This window comes from Arcobacter sp. LA11 (assembly GCF_001895145.1).
In the GTDB taxonomy this organism is placed as follows: Bacteria; Campylobacterota; Campylobacteria; order Campylobacterales; family Arcobacteraceae; genus Halarcobacter.
Window position 1 is genome coordinate 245,746 of record NZ_BDIR01000005.1, and the last position, 24,945, is coordinate 270,690.

General features: G+C 26.5%; 24 protein-coding genes and 1 pseudogene. 11 read left to right on the forward strand and 14 right to left on the reverse strand.

All coding sequences use genetic code 11. From position 1 onward, the window contains the following. Window positions 1-54: 54 nt before the first annotated feature. From BT997_RS07170 to BT997_RS07195, 6 genes are all read right to left on the reverse strand, one after another. Window positions 55-333: a S24/S26 family peptidase gene (locus BT997_RS07170; RefSeq protein WP_083568541.1), complete on the reverse strand. Its 279-nt coding sequence runs from the start codon at window positions 331-333 to the stop codon at window positions 55-57. A gap of 5 nt (window positions 334-338) precedes the next feature. Beyond that, window positions 339-803, reverse strand: a complete 465-nt coding sequence (sodN, locus tag BT997_RS07175) for a superoxide dismutase, Ni (protein ID WP_072680762.1) — start codon at window positions 801-803, stop codon at window positions 339-341. Window positions 804-817: 14 nt separating this feature from the next. Continuing rightward, complete coding sequence (locus BT997_RS07180) at window positions 818-1,399, reverse strand: ankyrin repeat domain-containing protein (protein WP_072680763.1); 582 nt, start codon at window positions 1,397-1,399, stop codon at window positions 818-820. 124 nt (window positions 1,400-1,523) lie between these two features. Beyond that, window positions 1,524-2,111 carry a hypothetical protein gene (locus BT997_RS07185; RefSeq protein ID WP_072680764.1) on the reverse strand — a complete coding sequence of 196 codons (588 nt, stop codon included), beginning with the start codon at window positions 2,109-2,111 and terminating at the stop codon, window positions 1,524-1,526. 315 nt (window positions 2,112-2,426) lie between these two features. After that, window positions 2,427-3,623 carry an FAD-dependent oxidoreductase gene (locus BT997_RS07190; protein ID WP_258239443.1) on the reverse strand — a complete coding sequence of 399 codons (1,197 nt, stop codon included), beginning with the start codon at window positions 3,621-3,623 and terminating at the stop codon, window positions 2,427-2,429. Beyond that, a complete protein-coding gene (locus BT997_RS07195) occupies window positions 3,601-3,927 on the reverse strand; it encodes a hypothetical protein (protein WP_072681041.1) in 327 nt (108 codons plus the stop codon). The genes BT997_RS07190 and BT997_RS07195 overlap by 23 nt, the downstream gene beginning before the upstream one ends. Window positions 3,928-4,121: 194 nt before the next feature. Here BT997_RS07195 and BT997_RS07200 point away from each other — a divergent pair, with 194 nt between their 5' ends. Then, window positions 4,122-5,009, forward strand: coding sequence for a DnaJ C-terminal domain-containing protein (locus BT997_RS07200; RefSeq protein WP_072680765.1), 888 nt, complete (start codon window positions 4,122-4,124; stop codon window positions 5,007-5,009). An 11-nt stretch (window positions 5,010-5,020) separates the two neighbouring features. Further along, window positions 5,021-5,401: a heat shock protein transcriptional repressor HspR gene (locus tag BT997_RS07205; RefSeq protein ID WP_072680766.1), complete on the forward strand. Its 381-nt coding sequence runs from the start codon at window positions 5,021-5,023 to the stop codon at window positions 5,399-5,401. 27 nt (window positions 5,402-5,428) lie between these two features. On the opposite strand, the gene ftsZ is transcribed toward BT997_RS07205, so the two are convergent. From ftsZ to fliW, 7 genes are all read right to left on the reverse strand, one after another. Next, window positions 5,429-6,562 carry a cell division protein FtsZ gene (gene ftsZ / locus BT997_RS07210; RefSeq protein WP_083568543.1) on the reverse strand — a complete coding sequence of 378 codons (1,134 nt, stop codon included), beginning with the start codon at window positions 6,560-6,562 and terminating at the stop codon, window positions 5,429-5,431. Further along, on the reverse strand, window positions 6,562-7,959 hold the full coding sequence (gene ftsA, locus BT997_RS07215) for a cell division protein FtsA (RefSeq protein WP_072680767.1): 1,398 nt from the start codon (window positions 7,957-7,959) through the stop codon (window positions 6,562-6,564). Before ftsA ends, ftsZ begins: the two co-directional genes overlap by 1 nt. A gap of 3 nt (window positions 7,960-7,962) precedes the next feature. Further along, a complete protein-coding gene (locus tag BT997_RS07220) occupies window positions 7,963-9,423 on the reverse strand; it encodes a peptidylprolyl isomerase (RefSeq protein WP_072680768.1) in 1,461 nt (486 codons plus the stop codon). An 81-nt stretch (window positions 9,424-9,504) separates the two neighbouring features. Next, complete coding sequence (locus BT997_RS07225; RefSeq protein WP_072680769.1) at window positions 9,505-11,820, reverse strand: AAA family ATPase; 2,316 nt, start codon at window positions 11,818-11,820, stop codon at window positions 9,505-9,507. Then, window positions 11,820-12,182, reverse strand: coding sequence for a hypothetical protein (locus tag BT997_RS07230; protein ID WP_072680770.1), 363 nt, complete (start codon window positions 12,180-12,182; stop codon window positions 11,820-11,822). The genes BT997_RS07225 and BT997_RS07230 overlap by 1 nt, the downstream gene beginning before the upstream one ends. 2 nt (window positions 12,183-12,184) lie before the next feature. Next, complete coding sequence (gene arsC / locus BT997_RS07235; protein ID WP_072680771.1) at window positions 12,185-12,532, reverse strand: arsenate reductase (glutaredoxin); 348 nt, start codon at window positions 12,530-12,532, stop codon at window positions 12,185-12,187. 63 nt (window positions 12,533-12,595) lie between these two features. Further along, on the reverse strand, window positions 12,596-12,970 hold the full coding sequence (gene fliW, locus BT997_RS07240; RefSeq protein ID WP_072680772.1) for a flagellar assembly protein FliW: 375 nt from the start codon (window positions 12,968-12,970) through the stop codon (window positions 12,596-12,598). Window positions 12,971-13,094: 124 nt separating this feature from the next. On the opposite strand from fliW, the gene BT997_RS07245 reads away from it, so the two are divergent. From BT997_RS07245 to fliP, 5 genes are all read left to right on the forward strand, one after another. Next, window positions 13,095-15,083, forward strand: a complete 1,989-nt coding sequence (locus BT997_RS07245) for a hypothetical protein (RefSeq protein ID WP_072680773.1) — start codon at window positions 13,095-13,097, stop codon at window positions 15,081-15,083. Between the two features lies 1 nt (window position 15,084). After that, the gene (locus tag BT997_RS07250; protein ID WP_072680774.1) at window positions 15,085-15,384 is read left to right on the forward strand and encodes an EscU/YscU/HrcU family type III secretion system export apparatus switch protein; all 300 of its coding nucleotides are present in this window, start codon (window positions 15,085-15,087) and stop codon (window positions 15,382-15,384) included. Window positions 15,385-15,441: 57 nt separating this feature from the next. Then, the gene (locus BT997_RS07255) at window positions 15,442-15,882 is read left to right on the forward strand and encodes a hypothetical protein (protein WP_072680775.1); all 441 of its coding nucleotides are present in this window, start codon (window positions 15,442-15,444) and stop codon (window positions 15,880-15,882) included. Next, window positions 15,879-17,654 carry a penicillin-binding protein 2 gene (mrdA, locus tag BT997_RS07260; RefSeq protein ID WP_072680776.1) on the forward strand — a complete coding sequence of 592 codons (1,776 nt, stop codon included), beginning with the start codon at window positions 15,879-15,881 and terminating at the stop codon, window positions 17,652-17,654. Before BT997_RS07255 ends, mrdA begins: the two co-directional genes overlap by 4 nt. Before the next feature lie 73 nt (window positions 17,655-17,727). Further along, window positions 17,728-18,462, forward strand: a complete 735-nt coding sequence (gene fliP / locus BT997_RS07265) for a flagellar type III secretion system pore protein FliP (protein ID WP_072680777.1) — start codon at window positions 17,728-17,730, stop codon at window positions 18,460-18,462. 31 nt (window positions 18,463-18,493) lie between these two features. Here fliP and BT997_RS07270 read toward each other — a convergent pair whose 3' ends face one another. Next, complete coding sequence (locus tag BT997_RS07270; protein ID WP_072680778.1) at window positions 18,494-18,841, reverse strand: cupin domain-containing protein; 348 nt, start codon at window positions 18,839-18,841, stop codon at window positions 18,494-18,496. 245 nt (window positions 18,842-19,086) lie between these two features. Between BT997_RS07270 and BT997_RS07275 the strand changes: the two genes are divergently transcribed. From BT997_RS07275 to BT997_RS07295, 4 genes and pseudogenes are all read left to right on the forward strand, one after another. Next, window positions 19,087-20,445 carry a TolC family protein gene (locus BT997_RS07275; RefSeq protein ID WP_072680779.1) on the forward strand — a complete coding sequence of 453 codons (1,359 nt, stop codon included), beginning with the start codon at window positions 19,087-19,089 and terminating at the stop codon, window positions 20,443-20,445. Window positions 20,446-20,450: 5 nt separating this feature from the next. Continuing rightward, complete coding sequence (locus BT997_RS07280; RefSeq protein ID WP_072680780.1) at window positions 20,451-21,218, forward strand: efflux RND transporter periplasmic adaptor subunit; 768 nt, start codon at window positions 20,451-20,453, stop codon at window positions 21,216-21,218. Further along, a pseudogene (locus BT997_RS15690) lies at window positions 21,211-24,417 on the forward strand (efflux RND transporter permease subunit). The gene BT997_RS07280 and the pseudogene BT997_RS15690 overlap by 8 nt, the downstream one beginning before the upstream one ends. A 16-nt stretch (window positions 24,418-24,433) precedes the next feature. After that, a complete protein-coding gene (locus BT997_RS07295) occupies window positions 24,434-24,931 on the forward strand; it encodes a DsrE family protein (protein WP_072680783.1) in 498 nt (165 codons plus the stop codon). Window positions 24,932-24,945 lie beyond the last annotated feature (14 nt).

The following is a 24,945-nucleotide window of genomic DNA, read 5'->3' on the forward strand; positions in this document are numbered from 1 at the left end:
CAAGTTCAAAAACTATTAAAAAATTGGAAAAGAGAATAAAATAGTTTAGTATTATTAAAACCTAAAAAGAACTTTATATAAAATTTCTTTTTTCTTTAGATAACCAAAAACTGAACTATCTATACTATAAGGAGTAGTGCCTTCAACATAGTAACCTTTTTCATTGATTTTAGTTACTTGTTTAATCATCATTCCCTCTTTCTCATGATTAAAGATAATTGTATCATCAAGTTCTATTTTATTAAAGAAAAAAGGTTTTAAACAAAATATTCTTTCGCCATTTTTATAAAAGGGGTACATAGAGTCCCCTTTTATTTTTAAGAATTTAAACATTACCTTTATGCAGGAACAACAATCTCTTCACCTGGAAGATAATTTGCTTTTACTTTTTTTGTAGGAACTTCTTTAAGTGCCCAGAAAATTTCCGCAAATTCATTTACTGCATTAAGTAACGCTACTGCTTTATCTCTAGAAACATGTTGTCTATTTGCACTTCCTAAAGCCATTATATTATGAACTAAAGCATGTACATTTGGATATTTTTCAACCATAGGTGGTTTGATAAAATCTCCCCAAATAATTCTTACTTCATGTTTTACTTTTTCTGCTTCTTCTTCTTTAACTGCTACATGTCTAGAAATTGTATTAATATAATCTAAACTATCACTTTTTTCTAAACCTTCCATTAAATCAACCATTCTAATAACACTTAACGCAGCAATTTGTGCAGCAATTGGATCATAAATTCCACAAGGTACATCACAATGAGCTTTCACTGTATCAATAGTAAATAAATTTTTCATTTTCTTCCTTTATGTTAATCTGTAATAACTTTTTTTATATCATACTCTTTTGCTAAAGAGTAAGCACTATTACCAAATACATCTATTTGATGTTTATTGGCACCTCTACTTAAAAGATAATCAACTAAATCTAAATGCTTATATAATATAGCATAAAAAAGAGCATTTGCTTCCAGATGGTCGCATAAATTTATATCAATTCCTCTATTTAATAAAATCTCAATAAATTCAGTTTTACCTTTATACACACAATAATGTAAAACATGTAACTTCTCTTTTAAATGAATATTTAAATCTATATTAGTAGAAAGTAAAAGTTTGAAAGCTTCCATATTTTCAGAATAAACTGCCCAAAAAAGTGCATTTCGTCCATCATTGTCTCTAACATTTATATTTACATTTAATTTAATTATCTCTTTTAGTCTTTTTGTATTTTTTGCAACTATTGTTTCAAATAAAACTGACCAGCCATAACTATTTTGATAATTTACATCTGCACCATTCAATATTAGTTGGTTAAATGTATCTTTGTCATTAATATTAGTTAATAGTAAATCTGATAATTCATTGGTATGAATTAAATGATTATTACTCATACGTAAATCCTTTTTTAACAGTATATCTTATTGATAACTATTATCAAGATTATTATATTGTTTTTACTTTAAATTAATTTGAATAATAATTGCTAAAAGAAGTTTTTTAAGTAAAGAAGATTCTTTACTTAAGAAGATTATATAAAGGCTCTAAAGCTGCTTTTTTTTCTGATTCATTCATTGAACCATCTAAAGCACCCTCTTTTACTTTTCCTTCATAAATTTTTGATATTGTTTCATCTTTATTTAAAAGATACGCAAAAAATCTTATTTTTGAATTATCTAATACATTTAATGATTTTACCATTCCACCTTCAAAATCATAAATCATAGGAATATTACTTCCTTGATTCAACTCTTCAAGCTTTCCAGGAATAAACATTTTTTTTACAAACCACGGTGCAGCTGATATATTTGCAACCATAATATATGGAATATCAAGTTTAAAAAGTTTTGGCAATTCTTTTACAACTGCAAGTGAGTCGTGATTTCCTACTATAATAAGAGCTTTTTGATTTTTCTTAAAAAGTTCTTCTCTTTTAATTTTCTCATCAATACCAACAAGTTCAAAATCTTTTGGTAAAGAATTATATTTTACTATATTTATTACATTTTCATTAGCAACTATTTGTTTAGGTTTTTCTGCAGTTAAAAAAACTAAAAGTCCAAAACCAGCTAATCCTAAAAAAACTACTTTTAATAAATTTGCCATTGATATCCTTGTTTCAAATTTAGTACATAGATTGTATCTATAAAATATTAATCGTCGTTTAACTAAAATATTTAAATTTTTCTTTTTTTTGCCTCAACAAAAGCCTAAATAAAGGCTTTTGTAAATTTTATAATCTTTTTATAAATAAAATTAAACAATACCAAATGTACATTTTTAGTACAAAATGAACATACTTAGTACATACTTAAAATTACTAAAGTAGATAAATTTGTTTCAAATTTAAAAATATATTTATCTAATCATAAAATTTTTATAATATAAACCCTAAATATAAAATCACAGATATAAAACTTGCTATTTTCTTTCAGATTTTTTATTCTTCTTCACCCATCTTTTAAACAATCTATGGGTTTTAATCTCTTCATCTAAAAAATTATTTTTGAAAATCTGATCAGTTAATTTTTTTGCTAAATAAGGAGACAAAACAAAACCTCTTCCCCCTACACCATTTATTAAATATAAATTATCAATAGTTTCTAACATATCATCTTTTACATGAGAGCCATTTACTAAATGTGGAAATTTTTCTAAGGTTATTTTTGAGTCAATTAAATTACCAACCATAGGAAAATAATCTACACTAGAAGCCCGTGCTCCAATTTTTATATCACAAACTTCAACATCATCAAGAGTTTTTATCTCATTTGCCAACTTTAAAAGTTTTTCTGTATCACTATTAACACTATTTTCACCATAACTATGAGAAAACATTTTATTTATATTTGCAGTTTTTATACAATGATTACATACATCTAAATCACATTCAAAGCGATGATGTGTTGCACCAATAGAAATTAAATTTTTCTTTTTATCTTTATTAAACTTTGAAACTGATACAGAACACTCTTTATGGTAGTTTTTATTTATACAAGTTGTAGAATAAATATCTATTTTTTGTCCCCAAACTGCTCTAATATTAAAATATTTCTCTTCCACTAAAGATATATCTGCACCTGTAGTAAGTATTAGATTTTTAGCTTTTATTTCATCATTTATTAGCCAATAATTATCTAATTTTTTTATATCCCCTACTTCATAATTAAATCTTTTTTCTACATCCTTAGATAAATTTTTACATATTTCATAAGGATTTACTTGAGAACCTATTCCAAAGAAATATCCATCTTCTTCCTCTTTAAAAGGAAAATCCATATATGGAATATAAGAGTTAAATTTTTCTCTATCTTTATTATTTTTTGGAATTCTAACAACTCCACAATTTATAATATCTTCTGGCATATTCTTTAAATAAAACTCTGTAGAAAATTTTAAAGCTTCAGTTACTAAACTTTTAAACTTGTTTGCTTTTCCTAAAAGTGGAGATAAAAATGCACCTGCTGCTCCACTTGCACCTTGTGCAATATCACAGTTTCTATCTACTAACAAAATAGATTTTGATTCTTTTGATAAGAAATAAGAAGTGCTACAGCCTGCAATTCCTGCTCCAATTATTACAAAGTCATACTCTTTAGACATTTTTATCAATCTCATCTAAAAGCTGATAGTTTGGTCTCCAATATCCTCTTCCACCTCTTAAACTTATGCATCTATAATTTGGAAACTTTTTTCTATAATAATTTAATCTCTCTTTTGTAACTTTTCCAGTATCACAATAAAAAACAAATACCGTACTTTCTGGTAGTTCTAACATTTCGTAAGGATTGTATGTAATTGTTTCTATATTTTCAATTGGTTTTAAAATAGTATCTACTAATACTACTTTTACACCTTCTTTATCTAAAATCTTTGTATATTTATAAAGCTCTTGTTGTGTCCATTCATCTTTTTCAAACATAATTGAAATTAGCAAAAAATTGATTAAATATAGTTAAAGAGAACTTTAGTAATTTAGTTATAAAGACTCAACTATTAAATTCTTTTTTTTCAGATATTGATTCTAATTGCTAACATATCATTTTAAACTTGATTGACATTGACTCAAGTTTTTGATAAAATATATATAAATATAAGAAAATTTTAGGAAAATAAATGGCAAAAAGTTTATATGAAACATTAGAAGTAAGTGAAAATGCATCAACAGATGAAATAAAAAAAGCATATAGAAAATTAGCAAGAAAATATCATCCTGATGTAAATAAAGAAAAAGATGCAGAAGAAAAATTTAAAGAAATAAATGCAGCCTACGAAGTTTTAAGTGATGCACAAAAAAAACAACAGTATGACCAATATGGTGATTCTATGTTTGGTGGTCAAAACTTCCATGATTTTGCACGTGGTCAAGGTCAAGGTGTTGATTTAGATGATATTTTAAGACAAATGTTTGGTGGAGGAGGAGCTGGTTTTGGTTCATCTTCTTTTGGTGGTCAAGGTGGTTTTGGCGGATTTGGAGGACAAGGTGGATTTGCTGAACCTGATTTAGATACACAAGCACAAATTACAATTGCATTTGATGTATCAATTCTTGGAGGAAAACAACATATCTCTTTAAACAATGACTCTTTTGATATCAAAATTCCAGAAGGGATAAAAGATGGTCAAAAAATTAGAGCAAAAGGTAAAGGAAAATCTTATCAAGGACAAAGAGGAGATTTAATCATCAAAGTTAATATATCTGATAGTCCAGAATATGAAAGAGATGAATTTACATTAACTAAATCATTTGATATTCCATTAAAAACTGCATTATTTGGTGGAAAAGTAGAGATAAAAACTATTCATAAAGATATTACGCTAAAAGTACCACAAAATACTAAGCAAAATCAAAAGTTTAGAGTAAAAGAATTAGGAGTACTAAATAGAAAAGCTGGTTCAAAAGGTGATTTATATTTAAAAGCAAATATTGTATTGCCAAAAATAGATGAACTTGATGAAGCTTTAATAGCAGAGCTTCAAGAAAAACTACCAGAAACAATCTAAAGGGTTAATACATGGATACTAATGCCTACAATGAACCTGTCTATTTAATCTCTGCTGTTGCAGATATTTTAAGTATACATCCTCAAACTTTAAGACAATACGAAAGAGAGGGTTTAATAAAACCCTCTAGAACAAATGGAAAAATAAGACTATATTCACAAAAAGATATTGATCATATTAAATATGTTCTTACACTTACAAGAGAACTTGGTATAAATTTAGCTGGTGTTGATTTAATATTACAGTTAAATGACAAAATAAGCTCTCTAGAAGAAGAAGTAGAATCGTATAAGGTAAAACTAAAAGATATAAACAAATTTGGCATAGTGCCAAATTCTAAAGCATTAGTGATTAAAAAAAGCTCTTATGATGTAGTTATTTTTGAAGAGTAAAGAAGAGTTGTAAAAAATTACTCTTCTTTATAGTTGATATTGTACTTTATAATCTCTCATTAGAGGTGGAATATCTAAATAGTTTTCATCATCAGAAGATAGTTTCTGACTTCCATCATCAATATTTTCTTTTGTCTCAACTTCAGCAGAATCATTTTTAGACTCAAAACCAGTTGCTACAATAGTAATTTTAACTTCATCTGTTTCAAGTGTACTATCAGAAGTTGTACCAAATATGATTTCAGCATTTGAATCAATAGTATCATGAATACTTGACATAACATCATTGATAGCGAATAATGATACTTGAGGATGAATATTGAAATGAATTAAAATACCTTTTGCACCACCAAGAGATACTTTATCAAGTAAAGGAGAATCTATAGCGTCTTCTAAGGCTCTTTGCGCTGCATTTTCACCTTTTGCTTTACCAATACCCATTAAAGCCATACCTCTGTGTTGCATGATTGTTTTAACATCAGCAAAGTCAGTATTAATATCAGAGTTACCTGGAGTTAAAATAACTTCAGTCATTCCATTTACTGCTTGGTATAAAATATTATCAATAATTCTAAAGGCATCTTTCATACCTACATTTTCGTCAATTATTTCTAATAATCTATCATTAGGAACAACGATAATTGAATCAGATACTTTTTTTATCTCTTCAAGACCAAGATTTGCCAATCCTGCTCTTTTTTTACCTTCCCAAGTAAAAGGTTTAGTTACAACTGAAACAGTAAGTGCTCCAATCTCTTTTGCAGCTTTTGCAATAATTGCAGCGGCTCCAGTACCAGTTCCACCACCAAGACCAGCAGCTATAAATACAATATCTGCACCTTTTAGTGAATTTTTAATATCATCATAACTCTCAACAGCAGAATCTCTACCAATTTCTGGTTTCATTCCTGCACCTAAACCTTTAGTAAGTTTAAGTCCTAATTGAATCTTTTTAGGAGCTTTTGAGATATGAAGTACTTGTAAATCAGTATTTGCTGCGATTAAATCAATTTTATGAGAACCTTCATTAATCATATGATTGACCATATTACAACCACCACCACCAACACCTATTACAGCAATTTTAGCTACATTATCAGATAGCGCTTGATTTGGCATTTCCACTTTTATATCGTCCACCTTAAATAGATTCTCATTCATTAAAACCACTCCGTAATAACATTCCAGAATTTTGACATTCCTTTACCTTTTTTATCTTTTGAGATAGTTGGTAGTATTGTTGTATTAGGATCACCCTTAATTATATATTCTTCACTTTTTATTTTTTCTTCTTTTTCAATTGGCTTAGCTTTTTGTGTTGGAGTAGAAATAGGTTCTTCAATTCGTTGAGGAGCTTCTTCTATTTTTACTTTTTTTATTAGATTCTTATTTGAATCTAATTCAAAATTTCTATTTGGTTCTAAAGAATAAAGTAATAATCCAACAATTGTTGCCATTTTAGGATCTTCAAAACTCATATATCCATTTTTAATATTTATAGGATTAGAAATTTTAACTGGTAAATTATCAAATACCAATGTAGCTAACTCTTTTATCCCTTCTAATTTACTCATACCACCAGTAATAACTATCCCCGTTCCTAGGTTCTCGTGAATACCACTCTTTTTTAAATTATTTCTAACTAAAGAAAGAACTTCTTCAACCCTTGCATGAATAATAGTTTGAACATGTTCTAAAGAGACTTCTGAAGAATTTTTCTCATCACCTATTCTTGGTGTTCTAACTTTTTTATTAGCTAGTTCTTCATTTGTTTTTAGTAAATCTCCATATTCTGTTTTAATCTTTTCAGCAGCAATAGGAGGAGTATGAAGCATAACAGATAAATCATTTGTAATATGATTTGAACCAACAGGAATAAAACCATTATAAATAACAGATGTCCCTTTATAACAAATAAACTCAGTTGTTGTTGCACCAATATTTATAACTGTTGCACCAAATTTCTTTTGTTGCTCATCTAAAACAGATATCGCAGTTGCATATGAATCTAATACAAAATTATTTACTGAAATTCCTGCTATTTTAAGTGCAGATTGTACATTTGTAAGTGCAGTTTTCTTTGCAGTTACTACAAATACAGAAACTTCTAATCTCGAACCATTCATATTTAATGGATTTTCAACATCTGCTGAATCATCAATCTTAAAAAAGATAGGAATTACATGAACTACTTCATATTCAGGAATAATCGTAGCATTGTATAAAGCCATTTGAAGAACTTGATTAATCTCATTTTCTGTAATTAATCCATTTGGAATATTCACACTACCAGAACTTCTAATTCCTTTTGTATAAGCTCCAGAAATAGATACAACAGTTGAATCAATCTGTTCAGTTGTATTTCTCTTCGCAAGTAAAACAGCTTCTTTTATGCATTTTGAAGCAACTTCAATATTAGAAATAACCCCTTTATTAATACCATCACTTTTATATGAACCCGTTCCTAAGATATTGATTTTATAGTCTAAATTATTTCGTGCAATAACTGCAGTTATATTTGCTGACCCAATATCAATTGCTAAAAGAGTTTTATTCAACTATTACTCCTTAATTTCCGTAGATTGAACTTCATATCTATTTTCTAAACTTTTTACTAAGTTATTCATCATCTCTTGATTATATAAATTATTAATTGTCGTTTTTACTGCTTCATCTTTTGATTTATCATATGAAGCTAATCTTGTATCATTTATCTTATAAAGAACAATTTTATTTCCAACATTAATTTTACCCATTTTTTCAGCAGATGCAAAAAGTTTATTTAAAAATCCTAATGCCTCTTCTTTATTTAAGCCTTCAAGTTTATCAAAAGAGTCTCTAGCAACATAACCAATATTTGTACCAGTAAAGTTTTTTAATGCCAAAGTAGCTTCTGTTTCTAATTTTTCAGCTTTAGCTACTTTTGCATAATCAGCAGAAGCTAAATCTTTTGCTTTTTCATAAGATAAAGTTTTAGGGAAAATTTTATTCACTACTTTTACAATAATATACTTGTCACCTTCTAAGAAAGGCTTTAATAAATCACCAGGAATAGATTTTTGAATTCTTCCATTATTTTCAGTAGAATAAGATAGTTTATCTTCAGAAACTGTTTTCTTATTATCAAAATTTTCTTCACCTTTTTTTATTTTAAGGTATTTTTTAAGAGCTACTTTTTTTGTCGCTTTTAAATTTAAAGCTTTGATAATATCTTCTCTGGCTTCTTCTAATGACTTAATTTTTCCATCTTCTTTTTTATAGTCAATTTTAAATTTACTATAGTTATTAGCAATATCTTCATCAGAAAAAGTTTCAGATACTAAAGGTACTTCATTAAACTCTAAATCGTATGCTGTTTGAGACTTATAGTTATTTTTATTTGCTTCCCAGTATTTTTTAACATCTTCATCTTTTACATCTACAGTTATTTCATCTTGATTTAATATTTTAATTGAAATATCATCTTCTGAAAAAAGTAACTTGTTTAAGTTTTCAATCTCATTTTTATTTGCTTGAACTCTAAATAGTGATTCTACTTTTTGTAATAAGATATCTCTCTTCATTGATGCTTCAAACTCAGTTGGATTTGTTCTATTTTGATTTAAAACTCTAATATAAGTATCTTTGTCAAACTTTCCATCTTTTATAAATCCCGGAATTTGAACTAGTTGTTTAGCAATTTCTTCATTTGTAACATCAAAACCTAATTCATCTGCATAAGAAAGAATAAGATTCTTTTGAACTGTTAACTCATATGCAGCTTTTCTTAAATTCATTTTATCAGCCATCTCTTGATTAAACTGTTCTCCAAAGATTCTTGCATATTGTTCATATAACGATGAGTATTCTCTTTGATATTCGTCTACACTAATTTCTCTATCGCCTACAACCGCTACTGCTCCACCTTTTGAACCGTAATCATAAGAACCCCAGCCGACGAATCCAGCCCCAACAAATGCTATTGTACTTATCCAAATCGTTATAACAAGCCATTTCTTGTGTTTCTGCATCCAAGTTATCATAAAATATTATCCTCTAAAAAATTTTAGATATATTACAAAAAAGTTGCTTTTAAGTAGGTAAAGAAGTAGTAAATATTTTTTCTAAGTATTTTTTGATAATAAATCGTTTATTACAGATTCTCTTTTTGTAGTTTCTATTCTTTTACAAGCACTTTTAAAAGCATCTTCTTCTCCAACTATAAAACACATTTTTTTAGCCCTTGTAATTGCAGTATATAAAAGCTTTGTGTTATGCATTATATAATGTGAAAAAGTCATAGGAATAAGAGCATTTTCATACTCCATACCTTGTGTTTTATGGATAGTTAAACAGTATGCCAAAGAAAGAAGAGAAGATAACTCATCAAACTCATAAAAAACAACCATATCATCATTTGGATATAAAACAATACATCGATTTTCTTCAAAATCAAGTTTTATTATAAGTCCTAATTGACCATTAAAAACTCTTTTTTCTAAAAATTCTGTTGAACCAGTTTTATACATTTGCATAGTTTGAGCTTTCATATTTTCATTTTTTATATGAATTACTTTATCAGTCATTTTATACTCATAAAGCTTTGATTTATAGGCTTTACCTTTAGTATGATTAAACAGAGTTTGAAGTTGCATATTTATATTTTCAACTCCTAAAGGTCCTGCTTTCATAGGAGTAATTACTTGAAAAAGAGTCAAAGCTTTTGATATATCTTTTTCTTTTATAAAATCATAATAGCTTTGTATATAGTGTGAAGAAATATTTAAAATTGTATTTAAAATACTTTCACTAATTTGTGCTCTTACATTTGAGAATTCATTTTGATTTAGACTATTTTTTACAGCATAGTAGTTATCAATAGAGACATTTACAAATTTAAAATCTTGATATTCTTCATTATACTCTGGAATATTTCCTTGTCTAATATCATTTGCAATTACAGCAATTGCTTGATCATCACTTTGTCTATAAATTTTTGTAAGTTTACAAATAGGTGCCAACTCAAATTTAATTGCATCACCCAATATATTCCCTGCACCTATTGCCGGTAACTGTCCATCATCTCCAACTATTATAAAAATTGTATCATCTGAAACTTTTTTAATAAGATTATAAAACATAACAGAGTTTACCATTGATGCTTCATCAAGTAAAATTACTTTATGAGGGAAAAAGTCTTTATCTTCATGTTTTACAAAAAGTGATTGAATAGTTGAACTATTATATCCTGTAGTATCAGAAATACGCTGTGAAGCAATTCCACTTAAAGCTATAGTAATAATATCATCATAAGAGACAATCTCTTCAAGAAGCTCTAACACTGCCCTACTTGAAGTTGATTTACCTGTTCCTGCATAACCTATCAAAAACAGAGTTTTATGCCCTTCATTTATAATTTCAACTGCTTTTTTCTGTTCAGGACTTAATTCAAAACCTAAAGACTTTTGTTTTTTTTCTAAATATTCATCAAAAGCTTTTATAATCTTTTTATTCTGCTCGCCTTCTCGTCTTTGAAAAAATTCCATAATACGACGTTCTGCAAAATATAACATAGCAGGAGAGAGTCTATATTCATTTGTTTGAAAGATATCTTCTTCTACAAGCATTTTTGTAACTACTTGCTCATATAATTCTTCTTCATTTTTAAAATGTAAAGATTCATCAAGAAGTTTATAAAGATGGGATTTATCTATTGATGAATTTCCATTGTTATCACAAAACTCTCTTAAAGTATAGTTGATACAAGCATTTATTCTAAACTCAGACATAGGATCAATTCCTAAAGATTTAGCAATCTCATCTGCTCTTTTAAATCCTATGCCTTTTATATGAATTAAAATATATGGATTTTTTTTGATTTTATCTATTAAGTTATCAACTTCACTAAAATGTGAGTATATTTTTGTTATAAGATTTGAAGTTACACCAAATTGTGCTAAAAAAGCTCCAAGCTCTCTTAAATGCTTAAATTTTTGCCAAGAACTAACTATTTTTTCTAGTTTTTTCTCTTTTATTCCTTTAAACTGTAAAAGTTCTCCTGGTCTTTCATTTAGTATTTCTACTAATTCTTCCTCATCATATTTTTCAAGTAAATCATGGGCAAACTTTTTACCAATGCCTTTTACAATTTTTGTTAGAAAAAAGAACATCTCAGCTTCTTTAAGCTCTAAAGTTTCAAATTCAAATTGGACTCCATACTTTTTATGAGTTGTCCAATTTCCTTTTAAAATAACTTCTTCACCAACTATTTTTTCAATATCTGTATCAAAATATGTTCCACAAATTTTTTGATTATTTTCAAGTACAGCTATAGTATATTTTGTCTCATCATTTTTATAAAGTACTTTTTTTAAAACACCACTTAGATTAAAAGTTTTGTGTTCATCAATTACTTCTGTAGATTTTTTATCTTTGGCCATTAATATCCATCATCAAATTTTGACTTTTTATGTTTATCTTTTCTATATGAATTTCGATTTCTCTCTTTTTGTAAAAGATTCGCATCTTTTAAAAGAGTATTTCTTTCATCTTCAAAACTATCTGTATGATTTTCTAAGTAAGATAAAGTTTTATTTATAAAAGCTATTAAATCTACTAAATATTTAGAATTTAAATCGACAGCCTTTACTCTTTTTATATCTTCATAATTTTTTAAAGTTCTTTCTTTAAAAAGCTCAGTATCAAAGTTTTCAAGTTTAAGTAAGGAAACAGTTCTAGTAAAGAACTTCTCTAGAACTCGAATATATCTTATTCTTAACTGTTTTTCATGTATCTCAGCCATTATTATAAAATTGTATCAATATTTTCTAATGGTCTTGCAATAACTGCTTTGTCTTTATTTATTACAACTGGTCTTTCAATTAATTTTGGATTATTAGCCATAGCTTCTAATAACTCATTCTCATCTTCAATATCTTTTAAATTTAATTGTTTATAAATATCTTCTTTTGTTCTCATCCATTTTTTAACATCAACATTTAAAAGTTTTAATATCTCTTTTAATTCATCAACACTTGGGTTTTCGTCCATATATTTATAAATAGTAGGGATTATTCCTTTTTCATCTAAATAAGTTAATGCATTTCTAGATTTTGAACATCTTGGATTGTGCCAAACTATTATATCTTGCATATAAATCCTTCATTAAAATTTAAAAGATTATATCTAAAAAAGCTTATAAAATTTAGTTTACTATTAGAAATTTGGAAGTATATCATTAAGACTTTCAAGTCCTAATTCTGAAAGATTCAAGTGGATTTGTCCCATTTTCAGGGATTTATTATTCATTATTACAGGAGCAAAAATATCCATTGATGAATCAGACACATGTGATTGAAGTACAAATATATAAAAAATTGAAATATCTTCTATACTTTCTATTTCTAGTTTTTGTTTAAAGTCTTCAGGAAGTTCAAAAGCAAGAGATTTTAAAGCACCAAAACTCATTAGTCTTAATGCAACACCCGTTTCAACTCCTTTTATTACCGAAAAAAAGTCATCTAACCTTGACAATTCAAACTCTTTTTCATTTTCGCACCCATCAATTGGGATTACTACTTCAAACTTCATTTTCAACCTTATGTTAATCACGAAATTCTACACAAAATTACTTATTATGTCAATTAGAATACTTACTAATATTTAAAAATATTATTTAATAGTCACCATTCCATATTTATGATATACTTTAATTATGTTAGTTTCAAACAATAGCTTATTAAATATTTTATTGCCAAATGAAAATAAAGTTCTAAAAGACGTATTAAAAGAGGCAGATGCAAAAACTCTAAATAGTCTAAAAGGTGGTAATACTACAGTTGGAGATATATTAAAAAATCTATTTTCTGATTTGAAAACTGGTGACAAAAATAAAGCTACTATAGAAAATATGTTAAAGAATTCAAATCTATTTAAAGATTTAGGTACCTTTTCAAAATCCATTACAACACTATTAAATCAAATAGACAGTGACTCAAATTTATCTAAGTATAAATCACTATTACAAAGTTTTTTAAAAGATATATCAACTATGGATGAGAAGTCTTTAAAAGATTTAATTTCTAAATCAGGTGTTTTTTTAGAATCAAAAGTATTAGAACAAGCTAAAGGAAATACATCTTTACCTAAAAACTTAGAAAATATCTTAAATCAAATAAGAGATATTATTAAAAATATTCCAGGATTAGATGCAAAAAAAGTAGAAAGTCTAATAGATAAACTATTAACAAACAATGCTAAAACATTAGGTTCGGCAGCTCAAAATAATGCGGATCTAAAATCCATAGTAAGTTTGTTACAAACATTATCCAAAAATACAGGAGATAAACAATTAGCTAATCTATCAGTGCTTACTAATTCACTGAAAGATTTATCATCAAAAGCTGATCTTTTGGAATCAAAAGTGACTAATAACCCACAAGTAAACCTTGCTCAATCAAAAGAAGCTATTTCAACTAAAGCTCATGAAGTATTATCACAATTAAAAAATGAATTGATTTTAAATAAGAATATACCCAATAACCAAACAATTTTAAAACAAATAGATAACTTGTTACAAACAAATAATTTATTTGCAAAAAATAGTTCAACAATAGAACCAAGAAACCTTTTAAATATGTTAACAAATTTAATTGATACAAAAAATATTTCTGCACAAAGTAGTAATATTTCAACTATTGTTTCAAATTTAAAAAATTTAACTGAAAATATTTCAGGTTTAGAAAATAAAATTTTATCAAACCAAAATATACAAAGTGAAAAAGTACAAATAACACAAGATATAAAACAAAATTTGGCATCATTAAAAGCTGAGCTCATAAATATTAAAAATATAGACGTAAAACAAATTAATCAAATAATAGATAAATTACAAAGTTTTCAAAATATATTTTCAAAAATAGATATTCCAAATGATTTGAAAATGCTAGGACAAACTATTTTGAATCAAACAACAAATTTAAACAGTTTTCAAAGTAATTTCTCATCAAATATAAATAATCTAATTTTGAACCTAAAAGAGAGTATCTTAAATCTGTCTACAAATCCAGCTAATAATCTACAACAAACAATTATAAAAACTGTAGAGAAACTAGAAGGTATAGTTAATAACTTTATTCAAAACCCATCAATATTAAATGAAAAAGCTATTTCACAAAATCCTATACAAAATGATATGAAAGCAATGTTACTTCAAATACAAGAAGAATTAATAGGAAAAACAGATGTAAAATCTCAAGATACTCTAAAACAAATAGATAAGATGTTAATGCAAGTTGAGTACTATCAACTTTTATCTATTAGTTCTAATAGTAATAGCGTTTATATCCCATTTATTTGGGATATGTTAGATGATGGTTCAATTTCGATGAAAAAATTAAATGAAGACAAGTTTTATTGTGAAATAAATTTATCACTAAAAGAATTTGGACAAACGCAATTATTATTGTCTTTATATGATAAAAACAAATTAGATTTGACAATCTATGCATCTAAAGATAGCTTTAAACAATCAATAAGAGAAAACTCTTCTAAACTAAAACAGGCTTTAAATTCTGTTGATTTAATTCCTGTAAATATTAAGATAATTGATTTAAAGAAAGAAGAAGAGAGCAAAGAAGTAAATCAAACAAATTTATATAACCAAAATATTGACCTTGGTTTTGGAATAGATATTAAGGCATAAAATGAGAGAAAGAGATATTAAAAAAGCTGTTGCCCTAAATTATGATATAGATATAGATAAAGCTCCAAAAGTAACTGCAAAAGGAAAAGGTGAACTTGCAAAAAATATAATAAAGATTGCTGAAAAAAATGAAGTTCCAATAAAAAAAGATGAAGACTTAGTAGAACTTTTATCTGCAATTGATATTGATAAAGAGATTCCAGATAGTATGTATAAAGCAGTTTCAGAGATATTCTCCTTTATTTATGATTTAACTACAATAGAACGTAAAAAACGTGACCTCGAATCAAGAAATTTTTGATAGTAGTGTAAGTATTATTATAATATAATCCAAAAAAAAATAAAGAACTAGCATCTTATGAAAATCAATAATCTTGACAATCCAATTTTTATATTTTTACTATTTTTAACAACTATTATTGTAAATACTATTTCTTCTATATATTTTTTCCCTATAATGCTTTTAGGAATATTATTTATGGGCTTTTTTGTATGTTTAAAAAATAGATACTATTATTCTTTATTATTTATAATAATGGGTTTTTTATTTATCGAACTAAATAATGGCTTTAAGGCATTTTCTATAACCTTATTAGCTTCATTTGTTTATATTTTTATTGCACCATATATTAAAAGAGTTTTGTCCTTTAACACCCTAAATCCATATATCTATATTAGTATATTCTATATTGGTGTTTATGTATTATGGTTAATAAATAATGACTATTCAAATGAATTAGCAGTTACTTTATTTACCAACCTTATAATTGATTTTATACTTTTTGGAGTTTTAATTTGAAACGTTTAAATTTTATACTTATATTTATATTTATTATTCTTTTAACTCTTCTTTCAAGAGTATATTTTTTAAGTATTAAGTCAAATACATACTATGAAGAGCTTTCAAAAAGAAATTATATTAAAAGAGTTTATAAAGTACCTAATAGAGGGATAATAAAAGATAGACATGGACAAGCACTTGCTATGAATAAGTTAGGCTTTTCTATTAATATTAAACCACATCTTAGATCATATAAAAATAAACACATTTTAGATGAATTAGTAGTGCTAATAAATGAACACTTTCCACATATAAAGAAAGAAGATTTATATAAAAGATATAAAAAACTAGACTCTTCATATAAACATGATTTTGTAAAGATTGTTGATTATATACCATACGATGATTTTTTTGATAAATATACTTTATTTAATTCATTAGATACGATAAAAATAGAATCAGAAGTAAAAAGAGTTTATCCTCATGGTAAAAATGCTTCACACATTATTGGATATGTAGGAAAATCATCTAAAATAGACATAGAAAATAACGATTTCTCAAAATATAGTGGAATAATAGGTAAAAATGGTTTAGAAAAGTTTTATAACAATAAACTTCAAGGTGAACTTTCATACAAAGATATAAAAGTAAATGCATTAAATAAAGAGATAGAGTTACTAAAAGAACATGAACCAAAAGTAGATAATAATATTAATATTTCACTTGATATTAAACTACAAAAATACATTCAAGAGATATTTAAAGGTAAAAGTGGTGCCGTAATTGTAATGGATGCAAAAAACGGTGAGCTTTTAGCTGCAGGTTCTTATCCAGAGTTTGATAACAATATCTTTGTTGATGGAATTTCAGTAAAAGATTGGAATGTAATGAAAAATGATTTCAATCATCCATTTACAAATAAATTAGTAAATGGTCTTTACCCTCCAGGCTCTGTAATAAAAATGGGTATTGCACTCTCATTTTTGGAAAATGATGTAAAACCAAACTTTAAAGTATATGATAGTGGTTCTATAAAACTTGGAAAACGAAAATTTAGATGTTGGAAGCATTCAGGTCATGGAGAAGTAGGTTTTAGAAAAGCGATTAGGGAAAGTTGTGATGACTTTTTCTATAAAGGAAGTCTAAAAGTTGGAATAAATAAAATTTCAAAAACTCTTGCTAAATATGGTATTGGAGCAAAAACAGGAATAGACCAAACAAACGAATATTTTGGTACAAACCCAAATAAAGCTTGGAAACAAAAAAAATATAAACAACCATGGTATATAGGAGAAACAGTAATCACTTCAATAGGACAAGGTCAGATGTTAGTTACACCTATGCAAATAGCAAGATATACAGCATTTTTGGCAACTGGGAAACTTCCTAAACCTCATTTTGCAAAAGAAAATTATGAAGAACCTTTAGAAATTGAATATAATAAAAAACACATGAATATTATGAGACAGGGAATGTATGATGTTGCCCATCATAAAAAAGGAACAGCAACAAAATATATAAATTCAAAAGTTTCAATAGCAGCAAAAACAGGTACAGCTCAAGTTGTTACTATACCTCAATCTGAAAAAGTAAGGATGAAAGAAAGCGAACTTGAATATTATCATAGATCACATGCTTGGTTAACAACTTATGGTCCATATAAAAAACCTAAATATGTCGTAACAGTAATACAAGAACATGGTGGACATGGTGGTCATGCAGTAGGTGAAGTTGTAAGTAAAATTTATGATAAACTTGAAGAACTTGGATATATAAAAAATAAGAAATAAAGAGAAAATTCAATTTCTTTAGATTTAATAATATTTTAGATATTATAACCGCTAATTTACATGAGGATTATATTTGAAACTACTTATTAGTTTATTGATTTTTTCTATCTCTTTATTTGCACAAGAAGAAGCTTCTGCACCAATAATTAACCTTTCAGTAGCAGCACTAGAGGAACCTGCACAATTTGTAAAAACTATAAATATTGCTTTAATTTTAGCACTACTAGTACTTGCCCCTACTTTACTTTTAATGGTTACAAGTTTTACAAGACTTATGATTGTATTTTCACTTCTTAGACAAGCTTTAGGATTACAACAAACACCTCCAAATCAGATTATTGTTTCACTTTCACTTATATTAACAATTTTTATTATGGAACCATATGCTAAAAAATCATGGGAATTAGGTATCAAACCCTATATGGATGAAACAATTGGTTATGAAGTAGCTTTTGAAAGAGGAGTAAAACCTTTCAAAGAATTTATGATAAAAAATACAAGAGAGAAAGATTTAGCTCTATTTTATAGAATCAAAAAAGAAGAAAATCCAAAAAATATAGATGATGTTCCATTAACATTATTGATGCCAGCATTTATTGTAAGTGAATTAAAAACTGCTTTTGAAATAGGCTTCTTAATATTTTTACCGTTTTTAGTTATTGATATTATTGTAGCTTCCATACTTATGTCTTTAGGTATGATGATGCTTCCTCCAGTTATGATATCCTTGCCTATTAAAATTATATTTTTTATTGTAATTGATGGATGGGCTCTAATTATAGGAAATTTAGCACAATCCTTTAAGTGACGTAACCGTCACTTTTCATAATATATTAAAGTTAAACTAATTTAATTTCATCCTCTTTTGTATTAATCATACATAAAAATTCATATTCACTATCATAACAGGCTTCATAATAATGTGCAACTCCTGCTGGTATATATAAAAAATCACCCTGCTTTGCATGATACTCTTCATCACCAATAACTACTTTTGCCTCACCTTTTAAAACATATTGTTGGTGTTGTATCTCATTTGTATGATTTGGCATAGAACCACCACTTTCTAAGCTAACTTTTCTAACTATAAAATCTTTATCCTCATTAGGTGTTAATACTGCAATTTTTGCATTTACTGTTTTTGGGATTTCATTTGTTTCAAAATCTCTTGAATTCTTACAATACATACTTATCCTTTAAAAAAATTGCATAATTATAGCTTTTTTTACTAGAATACAAAATATTAAAATAAAAAGGAACATATGGAAACTTTTCAAAACGAAATAATCAGCTTTACAGTTATTACTATTGTTGTTATATTTCTAGCATACATTTCTAAAAAAACAGAAGATAAATATAAGTAATAATTCTTTTTATACTAATATTTAATATTTTTTTGTATAATCCCAATATTATTACCATAGGATAGATTATGCATAAGTTTTTATTATATTTATTATTACTTTTAAGTACTTCATTCTCACAAACAATTAATTTTGAAGATGCCTTAAATTTAACTCTAAAAAATAATAATAAAATTAAATCTCAAAAATTAAATATTGAGTCTTCAAAAATTGATATTAAAAAAATCGAATCTTACTCTTATGGAAAAATAGATTTATCACATGAAATGACAAGAACAAATCATGCTGGACACGTATTTAACTCCAAATTGTCTTCAAGAGAAGCTACTTTTGATGATTTTGGAGCAGGAGAATTTATAGGGCCTAGTAGTTTAAATGTTGAACCAGATAATCTAAACCATCCAAAAAGTAGAAATAATTTCAATACTAAAATAACTTATGATATTCCTCTTTTTACAGGTTTTAAATTATCAAATCAAAAAGACATATTAAAATTACAATTAAAAGCTCAAAATATAAAACTAAATCAAAATAAAAAATCTTTAGAATATGAAGTGTTATCTGCTTATAATGCAGCAGTTGTAGCTAAGGAATTTATAAAAGCTACAAAAAAAGCAAAAGAAGCAATCTCTTTTTTTGTAAAATCAGCTAATGAATTTTATAAAGAGGGTTTAGTTACTAAAATTGATAAAAAGCAAGCTAGAGTATATGAACTAAATGTTCAAAGTAAAATAATTGAAGCAGAAAATAAATTTGATATAGCTATTGCATATCTTAAATTTTTAACATCAGATAAAAATATAATAGATGTAAAAGAACTAAAACTTTTTGAACAAGAAAATAAAAATTTAAACCAACTATATAAATTCGCTTTAAAAAATAGAGATGATTTAAAAATGCTTGAAGAAAATAAAAAAGGTATGAAAAAAAATATAGAGATAAGTAATAGCTCTTATCTACCTACAGTTTATTCACACTTAGAATATGGGGTAAATGATAATAGTATAAGTTTTGATTCCGAAAAAGACTATTATTTAGCAAGTTTAGGAATTAAATATACACTATTTGATAATACAAGAAAATATCAAAGTCAAAAAAGTAAAATTGCATTTAATAAAACTTCATTAAATTTAAACCAATTAAAAGATGCTATAAAATTACAAGTGGAAAAAGCAACTTTAGATCTAGATGCAAAACACAAAATCTTCAAAGAAAAAAAAGAAGCTAAAGAATTAGCTTTTGAAGTATTAGAACAATCAAAACTTATGTACAAAAATCAATTAATTTCAATGACAGAATTATTAAAACAAGAGGCAATCTTTAGGGAAAATGAAGCTTCATTAATCATGGCAAAATACCAAAAGTCTCTTGCCTTAGCAAAATTAAATCTATCAATTGGAAAAAGTTTAAAAGAAGAAAAAAGGTAATTTAAATGAAAAGATATATATTTAGTTTAATAATAACATTATCCTCTATTATGAATCTTCAAGCCCTAGAACTAAGCGGTACTGTAATATCGGATAATGAAAAGATAATAACTAGCCGATATATAGGCTATATTAAAAAAGTTCATGTAAATGAAGGAGACTTTGTAAAAAAAGGTCAACTATTATATGAAATAGATTCATCTAGCATTGACAGTAAGACAGAAGAAGCTAAATTAAGTCTTCAAATACAACAAAATAATCTAAGTAACATCCAAACTAACTATGACAGATATAAAAGACTATATGAGAAAGACTTAGTTCCTAAGTATGATGTTGAACAATTAGAATTAAAACTAAAAAATATAAAAAATATGATTTCAATTGCAAAAGCAAAATTAAATGAAGTAAATAATCAATATAGATACCTAAAAATTGTGGCTCCCAATAATGGACTTGTTATCAAAAAAAGTATAAAAAGTGGAGAAATGGCAATGCCTTCAAATCCAGCAATTATATTATCAGATTTAAATAGTTTAAAAATTAAAACAAATATATCAGAAAGTAATCTAAATAAAATAAAAATTGGTCAAAAAGCAGATATATTTATAGAATCAATAGATTTAAAAACAACAGGAAAAATTGCTTCAATTATTCCAAATACTCAAAAAATGACTCATTCATTTATTTTAAAATTATCATTTGATACACAAGATAAAAATATCTATCCAGGCATGTATAGTAAAATAGTTTTAGGAATGCAAACGAATGAATAACCAAGAAAATATTGCGGGGAAACTAGCTAAGACATTTATTGATCATCCTTTAACATTTATTCTAAGTATCTTTATACTTTCTCTTGGTTTGATATCTCTAGAGTTTATGCCAAGAGAAGAGAATCCACAAATAAAAGTTAGTGGAGGAGCAGTTGTAGTTGCACTTCCAGGGGCAAGACCTAGTGAAATTAAAAAAGTCATAATAGAACCTTTAGAACGTAAAATTAGAGAAATCAAAGGTGTTGAACATATCTTTTCTTATGCAAAAGATTCTGTAGGAATTGTTCAAGTTCAATACTATATTGGAGAAGATAAAGAAGAATCAAACTTAAAACTCTATGACCAAGTTATGAGAAATATGGATTTACTTCCAAAAGGTGCTATGCAACCAATTATTAAAACAATGGATATTGACACAGATATTCCAATTGCAACAATTGCATTTTACACAAAAGATAACACTACTTCACAAACTTCTCTTTATAATGAAGTGAGCAAAATAGCTTATGAAATAAATAAAATAGAAAAAGTAGCCTTGGTAGATTTAAAAGGTGAAAAAAAGGAACAATACAATATTCAAGTAGATGCAAGTAAATTATCCGCATATAATCTATCATTAGGACAAATTGCAAAACAAATAAAAGCATTATCTCTTACAACACCAAATATAAATACAGACAATAAAGCAGGTGATTTAACAATACTTAGTATAAAAAATGCTATTGAATCAAAAAAAGATTTAGAAAATATCATTATTTCATATAATTTTAATACTCCTGTATATTTAAAAGATATTGCAAAAATATCTAGAAGCTATGATATTCAAAATAAAAAAGAAGCTTTTCTTTATAAAAAAGAGACTTTAGATAAGCCAATTGAACAGTTAACACTTACCATTTCAAAGTTAAAAGGTGCAAACTCAGTTACTATAAACGAAAATATCTTTAAATATATAGATTCTATAAAACAAGATTTAGAAAATAAAAATATCAAATTTGTAATTACAAGAGATGATGGATACACTGCAAACAATGCAGTAAACTCTTTAGTTCAAAATCTTTTAATATCTATTGTTATTATTGCTATTTTACTTATATTTTCATTAGGGTTTAAAGAAGCTATGATTGTATCACTTCTTGTACCTATGATTTTATCCCTTACCTTATTTGTTGGTTTTATGATGGATGAAACAATAAATAGGATTACTCTATTTGCCTTAATAGTAAGTTTAGGGATGTTAGTAGATGCAGCAATTATTGTAATTGAAAATATTGTAAGACATAAAAAAGAAGACAAAAATAAATTAGATATAAAAACCCTTTCTATAAATGCTACAAATGAAATAGGAAATGCAACAAATATTGCAACAATTGCAATTATTATGACTTTTATTCCTATGTTCTTTGTAGGAGGAATGATGGGTCAATTCATGCATCCTCTTCCTGTTTTTGTACCTATTGCACTTATAGTTTCACTTTTTGTTGCATACGTATTTACACCATATTTAGTAAGAAAATTTTTATAAGGGCAAAAAATGAAATTAGAAAAATTTATATACTCAACTTTACAAAGCCCTACTAAATCTTTATTTGTATATGCTATAACATTAGGATTATTCATTTTATCAGTGGCTACTTTTCCAACAGAAATTGTAAAAGCAAAAATGTTACCAAGTAAAGACTCAAATACTTTTTCTGTATATGTAGATTTAAAAGATGGATCTTCAACTTCGCAGACAAAAGAAGTAACCTCATGTATTTCAAAAATTTTAATAAAAAAAGATTTAGTTACTAATATTTCTGTATTTATAGCAGAAGGTCAACCTTTAGATTTTGCTGCACTAGTAAAACAAAGTGCTCTAAAAGATAAAGAATCCCAAGCAGAGATTATGGTAAATATAAAAAAAGCTACAAATAGAGATATCTCAAGTTATAACTTTGTAAGCAATGTAAGAGAAGAACTTCAACAATGTAATAGATATGAAGCAAATATAAAACTAATCGAACTTCCTGCAGGTCCACCAGTACTTGCATCTATTGTTGCAGAAATTTATGGAGGAAATGATTTTGAAAGTAGACGTGATTTTGCAAACAAAATTGCTTCTGTACTTAAAAATCAAAAAACACTCGTAGATGTTGATGTAATGGCAGATAAAAAACAAGAAAAGTTTGAAATTGAATTAAACAATAACAAAATTATAAAAACTGGTATCTCTTTAGAACAAATAAAAAATATTCTTTTTATCGCATATAAAGGAATTGAACTATCAGTTGTAAATGAAAAAGGTTCACAAAGTCAAGTTCCTATTTTTTTAAGACTTGATAATCAAAGAGTCTTCAAATCAAATAAAAAAGATGATATTGTAGATAAACTCTCTTCTTTAAAACTTATAAACAAGAACGGTTTTACAATACCTCTAAATGAATTAATAGAAGTTAAAAAGCTTACAAAAGAGCCAACTCTAACTTCAAAAAATCTAACACCTATGATAAATGTTATTGCTGAAACAAATAAAGATAGTCAAATCTACCCTTTACTTGATGCAAGAAAAGAGTTTTTAGAAAACTTTTCAAAAGATTTTGAAGTTATAAAATCAGATATGTTAAATCTTGAGTTTAAAAATATAAAAACAGGTGAGAAATTCAAATTAATTTGGGATGGTGAATTAAAAGTAACTATAGATACCTTCATAGACTTAGGTGGTGCCTTTATTATTACTTTAGTATTAATATTCTTTTTGATGGTTATTTATTATAAAAGTTTTGCTCTTTCAGGAGGCATTGTACTTGCAAGTTTTGTGTCTATTATAGGGGTTATATTTGCCCATGTAATCATGGATTTATTTACAAGTGATACTTTTTATTTAACAGCAACATCTTTAATAGGATTTATTGGACTAATAGGTATTAATTCAAGAAACTCTACATTGATAATTGATTTTACAAAACAATTAGTGGAAGAAAAAAACTTGAGTATAAATGAAGCAATTGCAAGAGCTACTGCAACACGTTCTAAGCCAATTATTTTAACAGTCCTTACCATGGTATTCGCTTCATCACTTTTAGCTACTGATGCAGTTTTTGGAGGTCTTGGTGTTGCACTTATAGGTGGAACATTGATTTCATATATAGTATCAATGTTTTTTGTACCAGTAATTATAAAAAATCAAATAAAAAAGATATTAAAAAATCAATCTTAAAATAAAGGGAAAAAAAATGAAAATATTAAAGAGAATTCTACTAACAGCTATTTTAGCTTTAGGGTTAACAACTATCTCTAATGCAAAAGAGATAAATGATTCTGTTGCATTAAATGGAATAAAAGAAACAAAAAGTGTTTTTCTAATCGATTTTACAAATGTTAAAAAAACAGCATTTTATATGAATATTATAGAAGGAACTCATAAAGGTTTAGTATCACAAGGTGTTAAACCAAATATGGTATTAGTATTTATTGGTGAGACTGTAAAATTTTTAAGTACAGAACCAGATGAGGCCTTTGAAATGGAAAATGAAGAGTATTTAGTATCTATTCAAAATTCAATCAAAAACCTTAAAAAAGCTGGAGTTAGGATGGAAGTATGTGCAGTTGCAACAAAAGTATTTAATGTTAAGAATAGTACTATTCCTAAAGAGATGGATATAGTTGCTGATGGATTTATTTCTTTAATTGGATGGCAAACACAAGGTCATAAACTAGTTCCAATTTTTTAAAGAGTTAAATAAAA